At 64.4% G+C, this 14,010-nt stretch carries 11 protein-coding genes; 5 read left to right on the plus strand and 6 right to left on the minus strand.

Annotation, left to right across the window (positions count from 1 at the left end; genetic code table 11):
* Positions 1 to 154 precede the first annotated feature (154 nt).
* The 3 genes from G552_RS16670 to mce are packed head-to-tail and all read left to right on the plus strand — an operon-like array spanning position 155 to position 2,699.
* A complete protein-coding gene (locus tag G552_RS16670; RefSeq protein ID WP_245575074.1) occupies positions 155 to 1,165 on the plus strand; it encodes a hypothetical protein in 1,011 nt (336 codons plus the stop codon).
* Positions 1,165 to 2,277 carry a hypothetical protein gene (locus G552_RS0101070; RefSeq protein ID WP_027881328.1) on the plus strand — a complete coding sequence of 371 codons (1,113 nt, stop codon included), beginning with the start codon at positions 1,165 to 1,167 and terminating at the stop codon, positions 2,275 to 2,277. The genes G552_RS16670 and G552_RS0101070 overlap by 1 nt, the downstream gene beginning before the upstream one ends.
* A 32-nt stretch (positions 2,278 to 2,309) precedes the next feature.
* Positions 2,310 to 2,699 carry a methylmalonyl-CoA epimerase gene (gene mce / locus G552_RS0101075; RefSeq protein ID WP_027881329.1) on the plus strand — a complete coding sequence of 130 codons (390 nt, stop codon included), beginning with the start codon at positions 2,310 to 2,312 and terminating at the stop codon, positions 2,697 to 2,699.
* Here mce and G552_RS0101080 read toward each other — a convergent pair.
* The 3 genes from G552_RS0101080 to G552_RS0101090 form a co-directional block, all read right to left on the minus strand.
* The gene (locus tag G552_RS0101080; protein WP_027881330.1) at positions 2,696 to 3,307 is read right to left on the minus strand and encodes a DedA family protein; all 612 of its coding nucleotides are present in this window, start codon (positions 3,305 to 3,307) and stop codon (positions 2,696 to 2,698) included. The genes mce and G552_RS0101080 overlap by 4 nt on opposite strands.
* An 83-nt stretch (positions 3,308 to 3,390) precedes the next feature.
* The gene (locus tag G552_RS0101085; RefSeq protein WP_027881331.1) at positions 3,391 to 3,759 is read right to left on the minus strand and encodes a DoxX family membrane protein; all 369 of its coding nucleotides are present in this window, start codon (positions 3,757 to 3,759) and stop codon (positions 3,391 to 3,393) included.
* 121 nt (positions 3,760 to 3,880) lie between these two features.
* Positions 3,881 to 4,582: an SDR family oxidoreductase gene (locus G552_RS0101090; RefSeq protein WP_027881332.1), complete on the minus strand. Its 702-nt coding sequence runs from the start codon at positions 4,580 to 4,582 to the stop codon at positions 3,881 to 3,883.
* 144 nt (positions 4,583 to 4,726) lie between these two features.
* Here G552_RS0101090 and G552_RS0101095 point away from each other — a divergent pair, with 144 nt between their 5' ends.
* Positions 4,727 to 5,155 (plus strand): OsmC family protein, encoded by a 429-nt coding sequence (locus G552_RS0101095; RefSeq protein WP_027881333.1) that lies wholly within the window; start codon positions 4,727 to 4,729, stop codon positions 5,153 to 5,155.
* Here the strand turns inward: G552_RS0101095 and G552_RS0101100 are convergent.
* The gene (locus G552_RS0101100) at positions 5,152 to 7,863 is read right to left on the minus strand and encodes a UvrD-helicase domain-containing protein (RefSeq protein WP_027881334.1); all 2,712 of its coding nucleotides are present in this window, start codon (positions 7,861 to 7,863) and stop codon (positions 5,152 to 5,154) included. The two genes, G552_RS0101095 and G552_RS0101100, sit on opposite strands and share 4 nt — an antisense overlap.
* 495 nt (positions 7,864 to 8,358) lie before the next feature.
* Between G552_RS0101100 and G552_RS0101110 the strand changes: the two genes are divergently transcribed.
* Positions 8,359 to 9,213 (plus strand): aminotransferase class IV, encoded by an 855-nt coding sequence (locus G552_RS0101110; RefSeq protein ID WP_027881335.1) that lies wholly within the window; start codon positions 8,359 to 8,361, stop codon positions 9,211 to 9,213.
* 27 nt (positions 9,214 to 9,240) lie between these two features.
* Here the strand turns inward: G552_RS0101110 and G552_RS0101115 are convergent, their stop codons facing one another.
* Together G552_RS0101115 and G552_RS14535 are read right to left on the minus strand one after the other, a co-directional pair.
* Positions 9,241 to 11,616, minus strand: coding sequence for a PD-(D/E)XK nuclease family protein (locus G552_RS0101115; RefSeq protein WP_245575075.1), 2,376 nt, complete (start codon positions 11,614 to 11,616; stop codon positions 9,241 to 9,243).
* 10 nt (positions 11,617 to 11,626) lie between these two features.
* Positions 11,627 to 14,008, minus strand: a complete 2,382-nt coding sequence (locus G552_RS14535) for an ATP-dependent helicase (protein ID WP_036270099.1) — start codon at positions 14,006 to 14,008, stop codon at positions 11,627 to 11,629.
* Positions 14,009 to 14,010 lie beyond the last annotated feature (2 nt).

Here is a 14,010-nt window from a genome sequence, read left to right on the forward strand (position 1 = left end):
GGCCAACCTGGCCCTCTCCCCAGCCCCTTTCAACCTAAACCTAGCCTACGAGCGGCAGCTCGAGCTAGGGCTGGATCGGCTCCTCACCCTGAGTACCGCCTACAACCCCCAGCCCTTCAACTTCTCGCTGCGCACCGGCTACCGCTACTGGGACGTGCAGGAAAAAGAAACCCGGCCCATCGCCCAGATACCCCTGATTGCCCGCTACGACCCCCTCGAGCTAGCGGCCAGCTACAACCCCCCCGGCAACACCACCGCGCTTGCCCACAGCCGCGACCTGAACAACGGGCAGGCCATCCGCACCGAGCTAAACGTGGTCTTGCAAGAGCCCCCCGACAGTTTCCGCTTGCGCCAGACCTTCACCCACCTCTATGCCCCCCTGCCCTCGGCAGCCAACCCCAACCCCGTGCTCACCCCAGCCCTGCTGGACGGCCTGGCCCAGCTCACCCTGAGCCTGCACACCTTCGTCTTTACCCACACCCTCGGCTTTAGCCCCGGCAGCGAGAGCCGCTTCCGCCTGGGCTACCAGTACAGCGCCGACCTATTGCAGGCCGATTTGCTGTGGGCCTACCGCGAGGGCACGCTGCGCAACCCCCGCCTGGTGCTAAGGGCCCAAGTGCGCGAGCCCGAGGTGTTCATCAACGAGGTCTCGGCAGAGGTTCACCTGCCCGAAAGCGAAAACCCCCTCACCCTGGAGGACGACACCCAGGCCTTCCTGCGCTTTTTACGCTTTAGCGGCGAGCTGGAAATTCTCCCGGCGCCTTTGCGCCCGGAAGACCCCCCCGGCCTCTCCTTGCAGGGGTTTGTGGCCCTCGAGCGCCTCCCCGGCACCAGCGGGCGCTTCCGCCTGACCCTGCGCGAGTTTGGCCCCACCTTCAGCTTTATGGGCAGCGAAAAAACCCGCCTGTTCTATCGCATTGTGTGGAACGCCCCCGAGAGCGGACGGGAGTTCTTTCTACCCAACCTCGAGGGCACCATCCTGCGCCCCCGCTTCGACCTGGTCATCGACCGCTGCTGCTGGGCTTTCAAGGCCAGCGCCGACACCCTCAAGCAAGAACTCCGCTTTGCCTTTGCCTTGGGCGGCCAGGCTGCCGAGTTTTTGTTCAGCCCCAGCGAGTTTGTGCTGCCCGGCGGTATCCGGCTGCCCACCCCAGGAGGACGCTGATGAAATGGTTCTGGCTATCCCTTGGTCTACTTCTGGCCCTCTGGGCCTGTACCGGCAGCCGCGAGGAACCCACCCGTGCCTTGCTGGCCGCAGCCATTAACAACCCCAGCGGCAACACCTACCAGATTCGCTTTTTCCAGGGCAGCACCCTCCAGCCAGGCAATTTCGACCAGCCCCGGCTGGTGGGAAGCTGGAGCCAGGAGGAGCCGATCGTCACCCTGCTCTACCGCCGCAGCCTAGGGGTGGGCAACGACCAACTCTGGGTACTCACCCCCAGCCGCCTGCGCCGCTACATCGCCAACACTCTCACCGTAGACGAGGTGGGAACCCCCCAGCTCGACGGTTTCGACCAGGAACTGGGGGTGGATTGCAGCCGGGGTTACCTAAGGCAGGGGCAGAGCAACCTCTTGCTGGTTTGTCCACCCCCACCCGCCACCCCACCCCGCCCCCTCGAGGAGTACCGGGCCTGGATTATCCCTTTTACAGCCACCACCCTTCCAACCCCAATCGATTTTCTCGACCCCAACCTGGTGCGCCTGACCGCTCCCGTGCGGCTGGCCCTAGGCCCCGCCGATCAGCTCCTCTACCTGACCCCCACGCAGGTGGGCCTGTACGACTTCGTCAACCCCTTTATCGAGCGCCCCCTGAGCCTGAGCACCTCGAGCCCTTCCGATCTGATTTTTGTGGGCGGCCAGGCCCTGGGCCTCTTCGACGACAACGACCCCAACACCACCGACACCACCCTGGCCTCCTGGAACCTCGGGGCTACCAGCGAGGTGGGCCTTAGCCGGGATAGCAACATCGCCGCACGGCAGTTTGCCCGGGGTGCCCCACCCATCCTTGTGCTGGGCACCGGGCTGGCCCGCTTTGAAGGAGGGTTCCAGCTACCCCGCGAAAGCGAAACCGGGCTATTGCGTACGTTTGCCTATAGCACCGCTACGGTGGGCCTCGACCAGTTTCTCTACACCGCAGCCCAAAGCAGCCCCACCCTGCGGGTGATCGACCTGACCGCCAACATCGCCAGCAGCCTCACCAGCGCCGGGGTGCGCTCCAGCACGCTGGGTAGCTTCCAGGAAAGCATTGTCAGCCTGGCCTTTATCCCGGTGGAATAGTGTGCTTGGGCCAGTTGGGGTAGTTTGGAGGCATGGAGATTCACCACATTGGCATCGCGGTACACGACTTGGAAGAGAGCGCCCAGCCCTACCTAAAGCTGGGCTACACCCTCGAGGCCCAGGGCCGGGTGGAAAGCCAAAAGGTCGAGGTCTGGATGCTCAACAGCGGCCATAGCCGGCTGGAGCTGCTGCGGGCCACCCACCCAGAGTCGGCCATTGCCCGCTTCATCGAGAAACGAGGGCCAGGGCTGCACCATATGGCCCTCGCCACCTCCGATATTCGGGCCGAGTTAAAGCGTCTCGAGGATCAGGGGGCCTTGCTCATCGATACCAGCCCCCGTCCTGGTTTCGGTGGCCATCTGGTGGCCTTTGTTCACCCCAAATGGTCTGGTGGCGTGCTGCTCGAGCTGGTTGAGCCTTAGGGCAGCTCCTGGCCCTCGACAGGGCGGGGCGCCTTGCGCCAGCGCAGACGGCCTGCCCGCCAGGCCGCCAGCAACACGGCAAAGCCAACCCCGGCCAGCAAAATCAGGTAGATGTACTTTTCCAGGTCGGGAATCTGCGAGCCCACGTAGTAGGCCACCAGGGTCAGGCCCTGGGTCCACAGCAGACTGCCCAGCAGGCTAAGAGGAAAAAAGCGGGGCCAGGGCATACGCACCGTGCCACACAGAAAAGGCACCACCGCACGAAAGACCGGTACATAGGGCCCGATCAGGATGGAGATGGGGCCAAAGCGGGCCATGAACCGCCGGGTACGCTCGAGGTCTTCTGGCTTGACCCGGGCCTTATGCAGCAGTGGAAGCCCCCAGCGGCGGCCCAGGTAGTAACCCAGATTATTCCCCAGCACCGAGCCCAGGAAAAGGGCTAGCAACGCCAGGGATAGCTCCATTTTTTTGGCCGCGGCCAGCAACCCCACCGCAATTAGAAGCGAATCGCCAGGAAGAAAAAACCCCACCAACAAGCCTGTTTCCACCAAAACCGTGGCAAAAATACCCAGGTACCCCACTGCCTGCACGTAGGCCGCTACATCCATGCTCTCTACCCTACGGCATAAGCATGAGAAAGGCCAAGCCCAAATGAACATGGGCCCGGCCTACACCTTTACCCACAAGAAGCTTAGGCTGACCAAAGGTAAAGCAACATCAGCACCGCCCCCAGCAAGGCCAGGTTTTTCATGAAGTTAACCATCTCCCCCATCCGCTGCATGGGGTCGGGTATACTCCAGAAGTTGTGCATCCAGGGGGTTACGAAGAGCAAAAACACCACCAGCAGCCATAACCCCACCTGCACATACAGGCCGGTCAGGATGGCCAGCCCTCCCAAAAGCAGCATCAGACCGGTCACGTACACGGCCAGCGCTGGAAAAGGCACCTTTTTGCTTTGGGCATAGGGCACCATCTGGCGGGCCTGGGTGAAGTGGTTGAGACCGTTGAGGATGAAAAACCCACCCAAAAGGATGCGTCCAATCCAGAACAAAGCTTCCATGCGCACCTCCGCGAGGAAGAAGGCAGGCCTGAAAGCGGGTTTGTAGGCCCTCTTACTTGGAATTTTTACCCACCTACTTTTAAATGTCAAGCAGTTTGTTTTTCAAAAATGGCCGAAAACGCTAGCGGGGGGGGAAGATGGGCAGCTCGAGCAGGCGGCCCCGGGGGCTGCGGCTGGCGGCGAAAACCAGGCTCTCGCCGATCTCGAGGGGGTCTACCCAGCTCATGGGGTCGGCCTCGGGCATCCCCTGGCGGTTGGCCGGTGTATCTACCGCGCCCATGGGGTAGATAACGGCCACCCGTATGGCCGTGCCCCCCAGTTCAGCATCCAGCGAGCGCAAGTAGGTGGCCAAAGCGGCCTTGGCCGCAGCGTAGAGGGCTATCCCAGGCCCAGCCCCACTCCAGGCAGCGGCAGCCGCGATGCCAGCGATAAAGCCGTCCTTCTGGCTCAGCAACTCGGGCAACACCGCACGACTGGCGTAGAACAAGCTGCGCATGTTGAGGTCGAACATCCGGTCGTAAAGGCTGGGCTCGGCCTCTTTGATGGGGGCATAGGCAAACCCCCCCACACAGTGAATAAGGCCATCTATCCGGCCCATCTGGGCTTTGACCTGGCGCACCACAGCCTCGGCATCGGGGTAGTGGGTCAGGTTGGCCTGGTAGGCCCGTGCGCCAAACTCCTGGGCTCGTTGTTGGATACTCCCCTCATAGGCATCCACCAGGGCCAGCCGGGCCCCAGCCCGGGTAAAAGCCTGGGCAATGGCCTGGGCTATTCCACCTCCAGCCCCGGTGAGGATGTAGACTTTTCCCTCGAGCGTCGACATGAACCCATTATGCCTCCCCGAAGCAACCTGCGACTATTGCCCCGCCCATGTTTTATCCCCTGGTCTGCCCAATGGGGCATTTTTACCCAGGCACTGGGATATCATCGGCTCGAGGGTTGGGGATGTCCAACCCATAGGAGGTTTATGGCAACCAAGAAAGTAGTCCTGCACCGCCTGGTAGGCCACCGCTTTGTAGGCATCAACGAACAGGGCGATAAGGTGATGATCGACGGCGACCAGCCGGCTACAGGCATGCGCCCTATGGAGCTGTTGCTGGCCGCGCTGGCCGGCTGCACCGCTTACGATGTAGTGGACATCATGGAGAAGAAGCGCCAGCCTTTGGCCCGCTACCGGGTAGAGGTGGTAGGCGAGCGGGCCGAGGAGCACCCTAAGCGCTACACCCATATTGTGGTCACGCACTACGGAGCCGGGCCCAACGTAACCCTGGAGGCTTTGCAGCGGGCTGTGGAGCTATCGCACACCAAGTACTGCTCGGTCTCGGCCACCCTGAACGCCCAGATTGAAACCCGGGTGGTGCTCGAGCCCTGGCCGGAGGAGGTGCAAAAAGCCTAGGGCATAGCCTCGCGCAGGGCAGCCTGCAAAAGCGCTGGCTCGAGCCGCACCACCTGGCCGAAGCGCAGGTAGACCAGCCGCACCTGGGGCTCTAGGCCCCAGGCTTCCCGTACCGCAGCCAGGTAAACCGCAAGCTGGAAGTGGTAGCGCTCTGGCTTGACCTCGTGATCAGTCTTGTAGTCCTCCAAATACCACTGCGCCCCCACCCGGTACAGCCGGTCGATCACCCCCTGCCAGACGGTGCTGCCCAAGGGCAAGGCTACGGCAAACTCGGGGTAGTCCTCCTCGCGGGGCCAGGGTAGGGCGTGGCCCAGGAGGCTTTGGTAGGCAAGGAGCAGTTCCCTGACCTCAGCCATAATGCCCTCGCGCTCGCTGGGGTCGAAGGGAAACATCACCTCCTGGGCCTCGAGGTTGGCCAGGTGGGCGGGGTTGTCGGCCTGCCAGTTCTGTCCGATGGCGTAGTGCACCAGGGTACCAATCGCCCTGGCCCGGCCCGGCAGGGCCTCGCCCTCCTCGGGATCGGGCAATAGCAGGGGTTCGGGCTCCCACTCCTGGCGCTTGAAGGCCGAAGGCGAAAAAAGCGGGGGAAAAGGCGCGGGGGCAAAGCGGGCCGCAAGCCAGGGGGGAGCCTCGAGGCCAGCCTTTGGGGCTTGCCCTGGGGAGGCCGGTGCCAACGGTCGGTAGCGCCAGGTTTGGTGCAGGTAGTCGCTGCGGTCGAAGGGCTGGCCGTCGGCCCCCAACCCCATGGCCTCCAGCACCCGGGCCCAGCCCTCCGGCTGCCCTCGGCTAAGGCTAGCGCTTAGGATTAGGGTATCGCGGGCCCGCGAAGCCGCCACGTAGAATAAGCGGTAGCTTTCCTCTTCCTCCAGGGCTTTCTGCCGCTGTTTGAAGCGCTCGAAAGCCGGCGTGCCCGCAAGGGCCACCTGCTGTACCAGGGCCATTCCCTCGGCAGGGCAGAGGTACAGTGGAACAGATGGGTGGGGTTCCCGGCGCCCCAGATCGAACACCGCCACCAAAGGCCACTCCAGCCCCTTGGCCCGATGAACGGTGAGGATTTGCACTCCCTCGCCGGACTGGGGCACGTCGCCGGCGTCGGCCTGACGGGAGAGCAGTTCCAGGCGCTCGAGCAGGGCCTCGAGGCTCTGGGGTGGGCGAGGGGCAAAGTAGAACAGCAGGGCATCCACGTTCTCCCGCGCCCGGGGCTCCAGGAAATCGTGGTAGGCTCGGCCTGCCATCAGGGGTTCGCGGATAAGAAACTTCAGGGCCTCTAAGGGGGGCATGGTGCGCAGCCGGGTCTGAATCTGGTGAAGCCGCTGATAGACCTCAGGGAAGTCGCGCTCCAGGGTCTTGAGCGGGTCGCTCGAGCGCAGCACAGCTTCCACCTGGGCCAGCTCGAGCTGCCCAAAGGGGCTGCGCAGCCAGGCGGCCAGGGAAAGCCCTCGGGGGTCCAGGGCGGCCCGCAGGGCGTGGTACAGGTCGCGCACCTCCTGCCGCTCGTAGTAGCCCCGCCCCTGCTGCAACACGTAGGGAATCTCAGCCCGCGCAAAGGCCTCCTCCAGGAAGCGCACACTGCTGTACGAGCGTACCAGCACCGCCATCTCGGAGTAACGGGTTGTTTGCGATAGAGCGCTTAGCCGCTGGGCCAGCACCCAGGCTTCCTGCTTGCGCAGGTCATCGAGGGCCACCTCACCCTCTACCCAGTGGATCTCCAGCCGCCCCCGCGAGGGCCGAACCCCCTCCACCGGGGGAGCCTCCTCGAGGCTGAAACCCCAGCCCCGCTGGGCCAGGGTCTCGGTCAAGCGGTTCAAAAAGCGCACTAAGGTCTGGCTATGGCGGTAGGAGCGCTTAAGTGGGGGCAGCACCTCTCCTTCCCGTAAGGCCTGGCGAAAGACCGCCACATCGGCCTGGCGGAAGGCGTAGATGGACTGCTTGGGGTCGCCCACCACCTCGACATGCAAGCCAGCCCCCTCCAAAGCCGCAAAAAAGCCCCCCTGCAAAGGGTTCACGTCCTGGTACTCGTCCACCAGCAAGACCTGAACTCGCTCCAAAACCCGCTTTACAGCACGGGGATTGCGGGTGAGCTCGAGGGCCTTGCGCTCCAGCTCCGAGGGCGAGAGCAAACGGGCCCCCAGCCGGGCTTCGTAAGCGGCATAAACGGCCTGGTAAACCCGCAGCAAGCGCTGGTTTTCTTCCCCGTCAGCAGGCTCGAAGGCTTCGGCCAAGGAGCGTTTGGCGAAGAGGTGCAAAACCGGCTCGGTCAGCTCGTCGGTGGCCATGCCGTGAAGCAGGTGGCTCGGGTCGAGGGCCAGGTAGCGGAGGGTGTGCCACTCCTCCTCGAACAAAGCCACCGCCTCCCAGTCGCCCAACATAGAAAAGTCGGGGTCGAGGGCCAACATAGGAGCAACCAGCCGCAGGCACTGGGCCATGAAGCCGTGGATGGTACTGAGGGTAGCCCCCGAGACCTCGCGCAGGGCCTCTTGGAACAAGGGCCGGCTTTCCTCCGGGGCCACGAACTCCAGGTGCCGCCCCTTTTCCAGCACCTCCTCTAGCGCCTGCCCCACCCGCACCCGCAGCTCGTCGGCGGCCTTGCGGGTGAAGGTCACCCCAGCGATGCGGCGCAGCGGGGTGCCGGAGGCGATGAGCTCGAGGTAGCGCAAGACCAGGCTGGCGGTCTTGCCGGTTCCGGCGGAAGCGATGCGTACTTTCACCAACTAAAGCGTATCATCGCTCGTATCCAAACCACAGGTATCCCGCAGCGAGCATCGGCCTTATCCGAACTGCGACGGACTCTTCCCATTACTAAAGTAGGGTATGCATCCGCCCCACCCACTGGACGCGCAGGAGCGTGCAAGGCACTATCCAGAAGACCCCGATCTTTTATGCCGGGCGCTCCCCCTGCCTCCTCAATAACCACGCAGTACAGCTTCTCTAGGTAAGCAACGGTGGGGCAATGCCGACCACGGTAGCGATACCCGAAGGTGTCTTTAGAGCTTGGCGAGGGCACGTATTATCTTTGAATGCTTTTTCACGACGACCTGCGCCGAGACCTGGGCTTCCTCTGGGGTCATGTGAAGAAGGCGATCCTCTAGCGAAACGCTTTTCTTGGCCGCCTTTAGTCTGGTTTCGACTGCCCTCTGCGTTCCCATAAAGTCCTACACAGCAGGATAGCAAAATCTGCTAAGCTGGCGCTTTGAGGAGTTCTTGTGCGGTACGCCAACATCAACGGTAAGGTCGTCGAGTATGCCCAGGCCAGTGTGCACATCAGCGACCTGGGTCTTAGGCGGGGCTATGCGGCTTTCGAGTTTTTCCGGATTCTAGGTGGCATTCCGGTTTTTCTGGAAGACCACCTCGAGCGCTTTGCCAACAGCGCCCGGATGTTAGAACTCGAGCTTCCCTTTAGCCAGGCGGCGCTGGAGGGCTATATCCGTGAACTCATCCGGCTGAACGAGGTGCAAGAGGGCGGCCTTCAGATGCTCCTCACCGGGGGCTACTCCCCCGATGCCTTCACCCCCAGCCGGCCCAACCTGATCCTGGCCCCCCTCGAGGTCAAGCCACCCCCGGCCCAGCTCTACCAGCAGGGGGCCAAGATTATCCTGCACCCCAACCGGCGCGAGCTGCCCGAGGCCAAAAGCACCGACTACCTGGTAGCGGTTCGCCTGAGCCGCCGGGTGCGGGCCGAGGGGGCTACCGAGGTGGTCTACCACGACGGGCACACCGTCTACGAGGGGGGTCGTAGCAGTCTGTGCCTGATCAAAGACGGGGTGCTCCTCACCGCCCAAGAAGGGGTGCTGCCCGGCATCACCCGCAAGCACCTGTTGCAGGTGGCCCGGCCCCTGCTACCCATCCGGGAGGCCCCCCTAACCCTGGAAGACCTCTTTGGCGCCGACGAGGTGCTGCTCACCGGGGCCACCCGGCAGGTCATGCCCATCACCCAGATCGAGGACAGGCTGGTGGGCAACGGTCAGGTTGGCCCCTGGGCCAAGGTTCTGATGCGGGCTTTCCAGGAACACCTCGAGGCCTACCTGGCCCGCCAGGAAGCAACGGGCCCCTCCACCTGAGGGGCAAAGACCCCTGGCACGCCTTGCTCAATCCCGCCTTCCCTCACGGCAGACGTCTTTGACCCGGCAACTGCGGCAGTGGTAGCCCGGTTTGGGCAGCACCACACCCGTTTTGTAGTGGCCATGAACCTCCTCGGCAGTTTTCTGAAGCTGCTTGAGGACACCCCAAAGCTTTTCGATGGGTTTGCCATAGACCAGCACCGGCGCACCCAACACCGGCCAGGCCCAAAGGTGCACCCGCTGAATCTGCCCAGGATACCGCGAGAGCAGGTAGAAAGCCGCCCAACGCTCACTCCAGCGCCGGCGCACCTCCTTCTCGGCTTCTTTGGGCGGGGTATGGGGGGCCACAAAGCGGTAAAGATGGGCCTCGCTTCCCCGGCGCACAACCCCATCCAGGCGCACCTCCAGGCCCTGGTGGACCAGCCGGTAGCCTAGGGAAAGCACACCTAGCAAGGCGTAGTGGTGGCGCATCCAGCCCTCGGCCTGAGGAAAGCGCTGACTCAAGGCCTCGAGCCGAGCCGGTACCAGCTTCCCCGCCTGGCGCAAAGCCTCCACCCACTGCCGCCACCACTCCGGTTGGGCGGAAGGAGGCTCGAGGCGCTCGGCCCAGTAGCGCAGGCCACATTCATCGTAGTAGCGCAGATCTTCCAGTCGGGCTGGGCCCAGGTTTACCGGGCCTAAGGGGGCCTTGTACCCTTCGCCGCAGGCCACCTCCAGCGGGCTGGCCGGGGGCAGAGGAGGTAGGGGTGCTGGTGTGGCCCCCACCAGCATAGGCTCGGGCTCCAAGAGGCCTTCTTGGCTAGCCTCGGGGTAGGTGACCACCACCTCGTCGGCCAGGGCCCGAAGCTCTTGCAAGAGTGGGCCATCCCGCCCTAAAAAGCGCCGCGGCAGCACCCCCCCGGCTTGGCGCAGCGCTTCCTCTAGGCTCACCCGCAGCTCCTCGGGAATGAAGTAATCTTCCTGCTCGCCGGTGCTGTAGCCCCCCTCCACGGCGTAGGTTAGGTAGAGCTTTTGCCAACGCTGTCCCGAGGCCAGGTTGGGGGTGAGCAGAGCCACGCCCCCAGGCGGGCGGTGGAGCAGGTAGGTCTCGGCCAGCAGGGCCGCCCACCAGTGGCGAAAATCGGCCCCATGGGCGATGCGGTGGGCTTCGCGTGCCCGCTCCATCAGGCTGGCCCGCCGAGGGCTGTGGCGCACCTCGGGCAAGGCCTCGAGGAGTTCCTTGGCCCAGGCCAGCTCGGGGGGCAGGCCTGGGGAGGGTAGGTTAAGGGGGAAGGAAGCCCCCTCCTCCCCCGGGGGCTTTAAGCGGGCCAGCCAGGAAGCCCAAACCGCCTCTAGCCCCAGCTCCCGGGCCAGCCGGTGGACGGCCTCGAGGCCCACCAGGCCACGCTCTAAGGCCGCCTGACCCAGCGGAACCAGCTCAGGAATGGCCAGCAGGCGGGTGGGGGTAGGATAGTCGGGTAGCTCCAAAAGCTCGAGCAAAAGCCGTCCCTCTGGCGTTTCCGCCGCGGTAGGTGCGGTCTGGTCGAACAGGGGCAGGCCGTACTCATCGGCCAGGGTAAGCAAAGCGGGAATCCGCGACTCCGGCGCAACCACAGCGATCTCTAGCGGCGACAGGCCTAACGCCAGGTCGCGCTTGATCGAGCGCAGCACCCAGCGAGCCTCGCTCACCGGATTGGGCGCGCGGTAGGTCTGAAGCCGGGTGGCCCGAGGCGGCAACACCTGGCTGGGCGCCAGACCATAAGGGGCCTGGGGCAGCCCCAACCAGAGCGGCACTCGCTGAGCCAAAGCGCGAAAAAAGCGCAGTTCCAAAGGGCTTAGTTCACGGAAACCGTCCACCACCACCAGGTCGGCCTCGAGGTGCCAAGGTTCGGCTTTTTCCTGCAAAAGGCGCAAAGCCGCACTACGGAAGTCGTCGTAGTCCCAGCGCCCCCAGGACGATTTGAGTTCCTCGTAGCGGGCATAGACCCGCTGCAAGCGCCAGGCCTCGGGGCTGATGGCCGGAATTTGCTGGGGTTCAACCCCGTGGCGCTTGGCCTCGGCAATGGCCCGGGCAAACAGCCGGGCCTCGCCCGGCTGGGGCAGTGGCCCGCCCTCGGCCAAAGCCTCGCCCACCAAGGCTACCCGGCCCGGCCCGGTCAGGATGGGCTTAAGGCCCAGGTGGGCGGCCAGCAAGCGGTAGTAAAGCTGCTGAGTGGAGAGCACCTCGAGGCCCAGCACCGCGCCTCCCTGGGTGGCCCGGCGGTACACATAGGCTTTTTGCGCCGGCAAACATACCCACCAGACCCGCTTGCGCTGGCGCAGAAAGGACTGGGCCACCTCGAGCAAGCGGGTGGTCTTACCGGAGGCCGGGGGGCCCACCACCAGCTTCATCCCTGCTTCGGGGTCTTCGGCCAGCCGCCTCACAAAAAGCAGTTTAGCCCACCACCTCCAGCCGGGCGTAGCGCAAGGCCAGCCGGCGCAGCCCATCGCCAAAAGCTACCGTGGCCACCCCGTCCTCCAAGCTTACCACCCGTCCAAGGCCATACTGGGCATGCCGCACTTTTTGTCCAGCCCTTATCGACGCTGGGTCGGAAGAGGGTGGCTTGGGGAGGAAACGCTTTAGGTCGGCAAACTCTCCCGAAGGCCCCTCCCCCGGCGCAACGCCGAAAACCTCCCAGAGGCCCCTGGCCTCGGCGGTCAGGCCCAACGCCTCCAACCAGTTGTTCCTATCGGCATGGATAAAAAGCCGCAATACCTTGGCCGCAATGGCCTGGGCCTCGCTCGAGTTCCACCAGCGGTACAAATAGCGTTCCAGACCCAGCTTGTGCGCCCCTAGAGCCAGGGCCAGGGTCTGAGCGGTAGAAAGCTGGGCCGCGGGCCGGGCTAAGGCTTCCCCCACCTGCTCGACAGCCCCCAGCACTTGCAGGTGCTCGGCTTCGCGCAGGAAGGGTGAGAGCGGCAGGCTCGAGATAGCGTACAAATAGGTGTGCTGCGAGCTGCGGGTAAGGGCCACGTAGAACAGGCGGCGCTCCTCCTCGAGGTTTTCTGAACCGCTGTAGGGCAGGGTGCCCTCGTTGCAGTCGGGGATGAAGACCAGCGGCCACTCCAGCCCTTTGGCCCGGAAGATGGTCATCAGGCTGACCCGATCCTGGCCTTCTCCCTCCAGGTGCTCCTGGGCTAGCTGCCCCAGGTGCTGTAATAGCGCCGGCACGCTGCCTTTGTCGCGGGTGTACTCGAGGAAAGCCCGTACCCCCTCGGCCTTACCCGCCCCCACCTCGTAGAAACCCGAGGAGCGCAGCAGATGGCGGCGGTAGTCCAGCCGGGCCTCGAGGGCTTCCAGCAGGGCGTGGGCCGAGTCCCGCTTTAGCGCCCCTTCCAGCCACTCAAACAGCAGGGCCAGCTCCTCCAGCCGCCGGGCCACCCGTTCCTCGGCCCCGGCCTGGGCCGCCCGCAGCGCCGCCACCAGCGAGGCCCCCTGCTCGACCTGTTGCCAGACCGACTCGGCCAGGGTGCGGCTCAAGTAGCGCTTGGGGGTGTTGTAGACCTGTAGCCACAACCGCCGGCCCTCTTCCCCCAAAGGTTTTTCCAGGGCCAGCCGCACGTAGGCCAGCAGGGTGCGCACCTCGGGCCGCTGGTAGAAGGGCTCGCTGCCCACCACCCGGTAGGGAATCTGAGCCTCAATTAGGTACTGCTCAATGTAGGGGGTCTGGGCATACAGCCGCAGCAGCACCACCATCTCGCTAGGGCGGCGGCCCTGAGCCAGTAGGCGGGCCATCTCCCCCACCAAAGCCTGGGCCTGGGCCGGGGTATGGGGCTCTAGGCGAAGGTGCACCCCCCCAACAAACCCCTTGGTGAGGCTGAGCTGCTTGGGCGCGCGGTTCTGGTTGTGCACGATCACCCGGGCTGCCAGCGCCACCTGCGCCGCAGGGCAACGAAAGGTATCGCGAATCAGGTATTTTTGCGCCCGGTAACGCCCTGCAAACTCGAGGATGAAGCGCGGGCTGGCTCCCCGCCACTCGTAGATGGTCTGGTCGTCGTCGCCCACGGCCATGTAGTTGCGGTGCGGGCGGGTAATCAGGTCCAGTAGCTCCGACTGGGCCAGGTTCACATCCTGAAACTCGTCGACCAGCACTGCCTGAAAGGCCTTTTGCACGGTTTGCAGGATGTCGGGATGGCGCACCAGCACCTCCCAGCCCAATAACAGCATGTCGTCGAAGGTGAGCAGGCCCTCCTCCTGCCGAACCTGCTCCAGAAGCCTGTAAAGCTCGAGGTACCACTCGAGTTCCCGAGGCGCGCTGGCCTGCGAGGCCACTTTCAGGGCCTCGGGCGGCAGGCCGGCTGCCTTCAGGTCGGCGTATTGCAGGTTGCCCTTGCAAGCCCCCACATAGCTTAGAAAATCCTCAGATTCCAGGTTTTCTAGCTCGGGAGCCCAGGGGAGCTTCAGGTCCCTGGCCCGTCGCAGAGCGCGCTGCAACAGGGCCTGCTCGAGGCCCTCCTCCCAGCCCCGCTTAAGCAGCAAAAGCCCTTCCGCAGCGGCTTTGCGTACAATGCGGTAGCCCAGGGCGTGCAGGGTGGAGAGCTGCACCCCCTGGGTGTGGGGCCAGCGGGCCAGGGCCCGCCTGAGGTCCTCCACCGCCAGGCGGCTAAAGGAGGTCGCCAAAATTTTGCGCGACTCGAAAACCCGTTCCCGTACCAGGCGCTCGAGGCGGTGCACCAGGGCGGTAGTCTTGCCCGCGCCGGCCACGGCAAAGACCAAGGCTGGCCCCTGGTCGTGGGCCACGATGGCTCGCTGTTCGTCGGTTAGGTGCAAGGACATGG

This window comes from Meiothermus rufus DSM 22234, from assembly GCF_000423425.1.
GTDB classification, from domain to species: domain Bacteria; phylum Deinococcota; class Deinococci; order Deinococcales; family Thermaceae; genus Meiothermus; species Meiothermus rufus.

What these genes read in the sequence shown, in the direction of transcription:
- G552_RS0101095 (WP_027881333.1), top strand. Translation starts at nt 4,727, where the DNA reads ATGGCAACCAAGAAAGTAGTCCTGCACCGCCTGGTAGGCCACCGCTTT.
- G552_RS0101080 (WP_027881330.1), bottom strand. Translation starts at nt 3,307, where the DNA reads ATGGATGTAGCGGCCTACGTGCAGGCAGTGGGGTACCTGGGTATTTTT.
- G552_RS0101085 (WP_027881331.1), bottom strand. Translation starts at nt 3,759, where the DNA reads ATGGAAGCTTTGTTCTGGATTGGACGCATCCTTTTGGGTGGGTTTTTC.
- G552_RS0101090 (WP_027881332.1), bottom strand. Translation starts at nt 4,582, where the DNA reads ATGTCGACGCTCGAGGGAAAAGTCTACATCCTCACCGGGGCTGGAGGT.
- G552_RS14535 (WP_036270099.1), bottom strand. Translation starts at nt 14,008, where the DNA reads ATGTCCTTGCACCTAACCGACGAACAGCGAGCCATCGTGGCCCACGAC.
- G552_RS0101070 (WP_027881328.1), top strand. Translation starts at nt 1,165, where the DNA reads ATGAAATGGTTCTGGCTATCCCTTGGTCTACTTCTGGCCCTCTGGGCC.
- mce (WP_027881329.1), top strand. Translation starts at nt 2,310, where the DNA reads ATGGAGATTCACCACATTGGCATCGCGGTACACGACTTGGAAGAGAGC.